8 protein-coding genes are annotated in these 7,214 nt (G+C 66.0%); 5 read left to right on the forward strand and 3 right to left on the reverse strand.

From position 1 onward, the window contains the following. The first annotated feature begins 666 nt into the window (after positions 1-666). The 3 genes from JO059_RS19055 to JO059_RS19065 all read left to right on the forward strand — a co-directional run bounded on the left by JO059_RS19055 (position 667) and on the right by JO059_RS19065 (position 3,042). Positions 667-846 (forward strand): hypothetical protein, encoded by a 180-nt coding sequence (locus JO059_RS19055; RefSeq protein ID WP_293321544.1) that lies wholly within the window; start codon positions 667-669, stop codon positions 844-846. Positions 847-904: 58 nt separating this feature from the next. Continuing rightward, positions 905-2,032: a hypothetical protein gene (locus tag JO059_RS19060; RefSeq protein ID WP_293321546.1), complete on the forward strand. Its 1,128-nt coding sequence runs from the start codon at positions 905-907 to the stop codon at positions 2,030-2,032. Positions 2,033-2,139: 107 nt separating this feature from the next. Then, positions 2,140-3,042: an NAD(P)-dependent oxidoreductase gene (locus JO059_RS19065; protein ID WP_293321548.1), complete on the forward strand. Its 903-nt coding sequence runs from the start codon at positions 2,140-2,142 to the stop codon at positions 3,040-3,042. 125 nt (positions 3,043-3,167) lie between these two features. Here the strand turns inward: JO059_RS19065 and JO059_RS19070 are convergent, their stop codons facing one another. The 3 genes from JO059_RS19070 to JO059_RS19080 all read right to left on the reverse strand — a co-directional run bounded on the left by JO059_RS19070 (position 3,168) and on the right by JO059_RS19080 (position 5,998). Next, the gene (locus JO059_RS19070; RefSeq protein WP_293321550.1) at positions 3,168-3,422 is read right to left on the reverse strand and encodes a hypothetical protein; all 255 of its coding nucleotides are present in this window, start codon (positions 3,420-3,422) and stop codon (positions 3,168-3,170) included. Positions 3,423-3,516: 94 nt separating this feature from the next. Beyond that, positions 3,517-4,965 carry an amino acid permease gene (locus JO059_RS19075; protein ID WP_293321551.1) on the reverse strand — a complete coding sequence of 483 codons (1,449 nt, stop codon included), beginning with the start codon at positions 4,963-4,965 and terminating at the stop codon, positions 3,517-3,519. A 19-nt stretch (positions 4,966-4,984) separates the two neighbouring features. Next, positions 4,985-5,998 carry an NADP-dependent oxidoreductase gene (locus JO059_RS19080; RefSeq protein WP_293321553.1) on the reverse strand — a complete coding sequence of 338 codons (1,014 nt, stop codon included), beginning with the start codon at positions 5,996-5,998 and terminating at the stop codon, positions 4,985-4,987. A 229-nt stretch (positions 5,999-6,227) separates the two neighbouring features. On the opposite strand from JO059_RS19080, the gene JO059_RS19085 reads away from it, so the two are divergent. Together JO059_RS19085 and JO059_RS19090 are read left to right on the forward strand one after the other, a co-directional pair. Beyond that, positions 6,228-6,863, forward strand: a complete 636-nt coding sequence (locus JO059_RS19085) for a hypothetical protein (protein WP_366516242.1) — start codon at positions 6,228-6,230, stop codon at positions 6,861-6,863. Positions 6,864-6,977: 114 nt separating this feature from the next. Beyond that, on the forward strand, positions 6,978-7,214 hold a 237-nt coding region (locus JO059_RS19090), incomplete at its 3' end, for a recombinase family protein (RefSeq protein WP_293321557.1).

Below are 7,214 nucleotides of genomic sequence, written 5' to 3' on the forward strand. Positions count from 1 at the left end.
GCCAAGCCTGTCAACACGGGCAGCGCCGTGCCGCCCGCGCCCAGCGCGCGGCTCGCAACAGCGACCAACTCGGATCCGACGACGGCCGCGGCCGGATCAATTGACATCGATTCCATGTGCAGACTGCTCCTGTAACGCTGCCGGCCCAAGTGTTCACCAGGGGTCCGTCCGCCCTGAACGTCGGACCAATTCTATGGCTTCGATGCGCGTCTGTGCGCCTCTTCGAGGCGTCGCAGAGCCCCGCCACGGGCGGGCACGCCCCTGAGCACAATGCGCAAAAGCGGGTAATCGCCGCTTATTTCGCCGAATACACCGCGCATGGCGGCGCAACGGTCCAATTATCGCTAGCGCGAAGGAAATTCGCGAACAGCCAGTAAACCGTCCTGCCGCCACGCGGGATCACTGCGGCATTGAACAGACAGGGACGGGGAAATGGTCTCACTGGGCAGCATCAAGGGATGGCAGCCGGGCGACGGTCGGTGACCACGTGGACGGCCTCACCCGTGGCACGGGATGCGGCCCGGAACCCGCGCCGAAGCAATCGGCCCCCAGTTACCAGCGGATTCGTCACCTGCGGGCGGCTTCCGACAGCAAGGCGAAGGGCACGCCGCTGCCTCGCCTGATGGTGGTGGCGTGGGAGATTCCCGGCGTTTTGACATTCCGGCGATGACCGCGACGATCAATGCGCACGTCCGCCGCAATGACGCCTACCACGATTGGTTCTCGGTGGAAAACGACGGCATTGTCCGCCGGATGATCGACAACCCACAGGTCATCGAATTCGTTCCCGCGGAGTTCGGACTCACAATCCGCCACGGCCGTCGCGATTGCTCGTCGAACGCGTGAAGTGAGCTCTGCCACAAGGACATCGGCAGTGCGTGCGGCTGCATGACACGATGGATGCATGGTGCCTGCGACTGACTCAGCACACGCCGTTGAGGGTGCGCACATCGTGCTAGGTCTGGTCGGGGCGCCAGGTCCCGCGTTCTGGCTTGCCCGCGAACTGGCCGACGGCGGGCTCAGCGAGGAACTCGAGCGACGACTACCGGGGGCCCGGTGGTGCGTCGAAGTAGTGGAAGACCGCTTGGTACAGCCACCGGCCGGCGACGCCGCCATCGCGGACGCGGCTCGCAGGGTGATGCTTGAGCACGGCTGGGACGTCGCGGTGTGTCTCACCGATCTTCCGTTGCATGTCCACCGGCGCCCGGTGGTGGCGCACGCCAATCCGGTGCGCAATGTGGCGACCATTTCGGTGCCCGCACTGGGTGCCCTGGGGGCACGACAGCGGATCCGCGAGACGATCGTGCGTCTGCTGGAGCGGTTGATCGGATTCGAGCAGCACCGCGGCGCTGAGTCGGACGGTTTACGTCGCCCGGCTCGGCGATTGTGGGTGGAGCGGGTGCGGGAGTTGGGCACGGACCCGGCCGAGGGAGCGTTCGCTTACACCGCGCGCGTACTGACGGGCAATCTGGTGCTCCTCGGCGGGATGGTGGCGGCCAATCAGCCGTGGCGGTTGTCCCTGCGGTTGTCTCGTGCATTGACCGGGGCGGCGGCCGTGGGGATTCTCGCCCTGGTGACCTCCGACATCTGGCGGCTGTGCGACGCCTTCGATGGGCTGCGACTGGCCGGCACGGGTGTCTTGTCGATCGGCGCCACCAGCGCGACGCTGATCATCGGGGGTGAGTTGTGGGAGCCGGTGACTTCACCCGGGTCGCGCAAGCAGGTGCTGCTGTTCAACATCGCGACCGTGTTGACCGTCGTCATCGGGGTGGCCGTACTGTACGGAGCGCTCTTCCTACTGGCGTTGCTGGCAGCATTCTGGTTTGTGGTGCCGAAGGTATTCCGTGACGCCGTGGGCCATTCGGCATCTCTTCGAGATTATCTCGAATTGGCTTGGCTGACTTGTTCGTTGGCGATGGTAGGGGGTGCCCTGGGCGCTGCCCTCGAATCCCATGCCGCAGTGCGCGATGCGGCGTATGTTCAGCGCTCCGACAAGTCCGCCGAGGCCGAGAAAGAGCCGCCCACCGCCTGAGCGTTCGCTGTAACGAGACGTCGGCGTGTGGCCAGCACCGCCGTAAACCTGCGGGACCGAGAACGATGCCCCTTGGTGGTCGCCTAGTGGTCGCCTACCATCAGCGCATGCGCGGGTCCAAGATCCTGATAACCGGTCCGACCGGTCAACTTGCGATGCCCATCGCAACGGCCCTCGCGGCCGACAACGAGGTGTGGGGCATCGCTCGCTTTACCAACGCGGCGGCGAGGGAAAGCCTCGAGCAGGCGGGCGTTCACTGCCAGCAGGTCAACCTGGCCGCCGGTGACTTCACCTGTCTGCCAACCGACTTCGACTACGTCCTCAATCTGGCGGTGGCCAAGAGCGGAAACTGGAACAAGGACCTGGCGGCCAATGCGGAGGCGGTCGGACTGCTGATGGCGCACTGCCGGGGCGTGAAGGCGTTCCTGCACTGCTCGTCGGCGGCGGTTTACGACCCGCCCGGCGACGAACCCCGCACCGAACGGACCGGCCTGGGCGACAATCACAAGTTCCTGTTCCCCACGTACTCGATCTCCAAGATCGCCGGGGAGATCGTGGCGCGCTCGATGGCGCGCGCTCTGGGCGTTTCCACCACGATCGCCCGCCTCAACGTCCCCTACGGCGACAATGGCGGCTGGCCGTACTACCACCTGGAGATGATCTTGGCCGGCATCCCGATCCCCGTACCGCCCGGCGGACCGGCCCTGTACAACCCGATCCATGAAGACGACATCATTGCGACCCTGCCCAGGCTGCTCGAGGTGGCGTCGGTCCCGGCGGTGACGGTCAACTGGTGCGGCGACCAGACCGTGAGCCTGCAGGAGTGGTGTCGCTACCTCGGTTCGCTCGTCGGTAAGGAGCCGGTGTTCGAGGAGAGCGAGCACGCGTTGCGGGGCAACCCCACCGACGTGACCCGGATGCACGAGCTTGTCGGCGGCACGACGGTCGACTGGCAAGAAGGGGTTCGCCGCATGGCAGCCACGTTCCACCCGGAGCTGGTCGGCGCATGACGAAACCGCGCCGGCCGTCGACTTGTGGTGGCGCCCCCATGTTGCTGGCCCAACGTCGAGTCGTTGCGGCGACCCCTTGAACCTAAGCGGGAAATCGCCGCAACAACCCGACGCTCGGCAGGTGTTTATGAGCCCCTTTGGTAGCGGGTGAGGAATCCGACGGCGGCGAATCCCGCCACGGCACCGATCACACCCCACAGCACGATCGAGAAGACCATCGATCCGAACAACCAACCAAACGTCATCCCGATGTACAGCGCCCAGATCAAGCGGTACACGCTCCACAGCGCGATCAGGCCCGCGGCTATCCCGATGTACAGGCTGCGCTGCCGGTCGACGCGGTTGATCTGCTCTTCGATGGGGGTGGGTACGAGTTTCATTTGCTGGGTTCCTTTCGTGGGGCACCGCCTGCTTGGCGGCTCGTTGCGCCAAGTACAGGCCGTCCGGCCGACTACCGATCCCAACAAAGCGGATTCAGGCGGCTGGCGCGGTGGTCTCGGCGTCTTCTTCGCCGGGGTGACCCATCTCGGCCTGAAACTGTCGGTACCGCTGCGCGCGACCCGGCCGGCGCCGAACGATGAGCCAGCCGGCGGTGAGGACCACGAACCACAGCGGGAACCAGGCCAACGCGACAGCGGTTTCCCCCTGGGTTGTCAGCGTCCAGACCACGAAGACGAAGAAGGCGAGGATCGCCCAGCACATCACCGAACCGGCGGGCATCTTGTAGGCCGACTCGGCATGACGCTGCGCGTGCCGGCGACGATAAACGAGGTAGCTGACGACGATCATCGTCCACACGAACATGAACAACAGCGCGGAAACGGTCGTCACGAGCGTGAAAGCGCCCAGTACCGAGCCGCCGACGTAGAGCAACGGAATGGCCGTCAGCAGCAGCGCCGCCGTCAGCCACACACCGCGCGCCGGAACGCCACCGCGGTTCAGCCGGCGGAAGGGCAGTGGGGCGCTGCCTTCTTCCGCCAGACCGAAAAGCATGCGGCCCGTGGAGAAGACCCCGGAGTTGGCCGAGGACGCCGCCGCGGTGATCACGACGAAATTGACGATCGATGCCGCAGCACCGAGGCCCGCGAAGGAGAACATCATCACGAACGGCGACTCCCCGCTGGGGAACTGCCGCCAGGGGACGACGGTGAGGATTGCCAGCAGGGCACCGATATAGAAGATCGCGACACGAAGCGGGACGGCATTGATGGCGCGGGGGAGGGTGCGGCGCGGGTTCATAGTCTCCGCGGCTGCGCTGCCGACGAGTTCCACACCGACGAAAGCGAAGAACGCGATCTGAAACCCGCCGACCATGCCCAGGAATCCGGTAGCGAAGAATCCACCGTCGTTCCAGAGGTTTTCGACCGTCGCGCGGTGACCTTGGGGCGAAACGAAGCCGGATGCCACCAGCACGGCGCCGACGACGATGAAGCACACGATCGCGATGACCTTGATCAAGGCGAACCAGAACTCGGCCTCCCCGAAGTTACGAACGCCGAACAGGTTGACGGCGAGGATCAGTCCGACCGTGACCAGTGCCGGCACCCACGCCGGCAACCCGGGCCACCAGAATTTCGTGTATCCGGTGATCGCCACGATTTCCGCGATGCCGGTGACAACCCAGGCAAACCAGTACGACCAGCCCACAAAAAAGCCCGCGGCGGGGCCCAACAAATCGGCCGAGAAGTCGACGAACGACTTGTAGTTCAGGTTCGACAACAGCAACTCGCCCATGGCCCGCAGGACGAAGAACACGAAGAACCCGATGATCCCGTACACCACCAGGACCGCCGGGCCGGCCGCGGAGATCGTCTTGCCCGACCCCATGAACAGCCCCGTGCCGATCGCGCCTCCGATCGCAATCAGCTGGATATGGCGATTGGCCAACTCCCGATGTAATTGCGGGACAACGGAATCGGGCATAGTTCCTGACGTCCGCGCGCTAGCCCGACGTCTTGACGACGAGCTTGCCGACGTTCTTGCCGTCGAACAGCAGGTTGATCGCAGTCGGTAGCTGCTCGAAGCCCTCGACGACGGTCTCCAGCGGCGTGAGCCTGCCCTCGGCCATCAGGCCGGCGATCTCGCGGATCGCCTCGGGTGCGCGGCCGAAGTGATCGAGGACGATGAAGCCCTGCACGGTCGCTCGCTGGACGAGCAGGGTCGCGAAGCCGCGCGGTCCGGGAGGCGGTTCAGGCGAGTTGTAACCGGAGATCAGACCGCACAGCGCGACCCGCGCGCGGATGTTGAGACGCGCGAAGATCGCGTCCATGATGTCGCCACCGACGTTCTCGAAGTCGACGTCGATACCATCGGGCGTCGCGGCGGTTAGTTGGTCGGGCCAGTCATCGGCACGGTGGTCGACCGCGGCGTCGAAGCCGAGCCGCTCGGTCAGCAACGCACACTTTTCGGGGCCGCCGGCAATTCCGACGACACGCGCGCCATCGGCCTTGGCGAGCTGCCCGGCGACGGAGCCGACGGCGCCGGCCGCGGCCGACACGACGACCGTCTCGCCCGGCCGTGGCTTGCCGATGTCGCGGATCCCGACCCACGCGGTGAGCCCCGTCATGCCGAGCGCGCCCATGTAGACGCTCGGCGACACCCCCTCGGCGACGTCGACCGGGAACAAGGGATTCGAGTCGGAGGCGACCGCGTACTCCTGCCAGCCGACGAGTCCCTGCACGGTCTGACCGACGGCGTAGTTGGGATTCTTCGACGCGATCACCTCGCCCAGGCCGCCGCCGCGCATCACCTCGCCGATGCTGACCGGCGGCAGGTAGGTCGGTGTGTCGTTGATCCACGCGCGGTTGGTGGGATCGAGCGAGATCCAATCGACGCGGACCAGGGCCTCGCCGTCGCCGACCTCGGGCACCGCCTCCTCACTCAGCTCGAAGGTGTTGGGTCCGATGCGCCCCGACGGCCGTTCGCGCAGGAGGAAGCGGCGGTTCCGATCAGCCATGAGCGCACGGTACCGGACTGGGCACCTCGGGGCAATAGGCACCAAAATTACTGGGGGACAGCGCAATTGGTAACACAGGCGTGACGGGCCCCACCGCCTGAGCAAAGAGTGTCGGCGCACCGGGCCCGAATGGGGTGGACCGCTTTGCGGCCGGCCCTTCAAAAGAGAGCCGGCGTGCGGAAGTGTTAGCGAGGTGGGTTCGTTGCGGTTTGTCGTGGTTTCGACCGTCATGATGACGATGGCGCTTTTTTCGCCGATGGGTTCGGCACCTGCGGACCCGGCGCCCACACAGGTGATCACCGCGGTAGCCGTCGGCGCCGACGGCCAACCGATCAACGGTTACCAGGAGTCGCCGCCGGCGGGCAACGTCTTCGCGGTCAGCGACTGCAGCACCCCCTCGCCGTCGGCCGTGGCCGACAACGTCTATTACTGCTCGCCCAGCGCGGCGGGTGCCGGCACCTGTTGGCCGTCGACGCGCGGCTCGCTGTTGTGCATCGACGATCCGTGGGACAAGCGCCTGCACCGGGTGAGCTACGACGGCTCGCTCCCGCCCGTCCGGCCAATTGCGACACCCGACCCGTTCGCGCTGGCCCTCGACGACGGAACGCATTGCCTGCTTCGCAATGGGGGCGCTTGGGGCTTGCGCGCCGACGGCTACGAGGGCGCCTACAGCTGCAGCGGCAGCGGCGCGCACCTCGCGGTGCTATGGCTTCCCAGCCAAGGCGCCGGCAGTTGCATCGACCGCTCGTCGCCGGCGTGGACGGTCAAGGTGGGTCAGCTCGGCACACCCGACGCCAACCTTCCGCCGCCCCAGACTCGCGTGGTAACCGCCGCCTGGCTCGCCGGCGGGAAGGCCGGCCAGTAGGGCGAATGCTATAACGCAACGTATGACAGGGCCGGGGCACACGATCACCCACGTTTCGGATACCGCCCGATGGACCGCTTTGCACCAATTCCGACACAGGTCTATGCTGGTCACATGCGATTCCTTGCCCGTATCCGGCTGTCAGTGTTCAGTGACGAATCCACCAGCGTGGAGCGCCAACGCGAGATCATCACTCGGTGGTCCCAGCTTCATGGCCACACCATCGTGGGGTGGGCCGAAGACATCGACGTGTCCGGGAAGCTGTCCCCGTTCGACACGCCACAGTTCGGCGACTGGCTCAAGAACCGCTACCCGGGTTTCGATGGGGTAGTGGCCTGGAAACTCGACCGG

The sequence above is a fragment of the Mycobacterium sp. genome (assembly GCF_019247615.1).
Taxonomy (GTDB): Bacteria; Actinomycetota; Actinomycetes; order Mycobacteriales; family Mycobacteriaceae; genus Mycobacterium.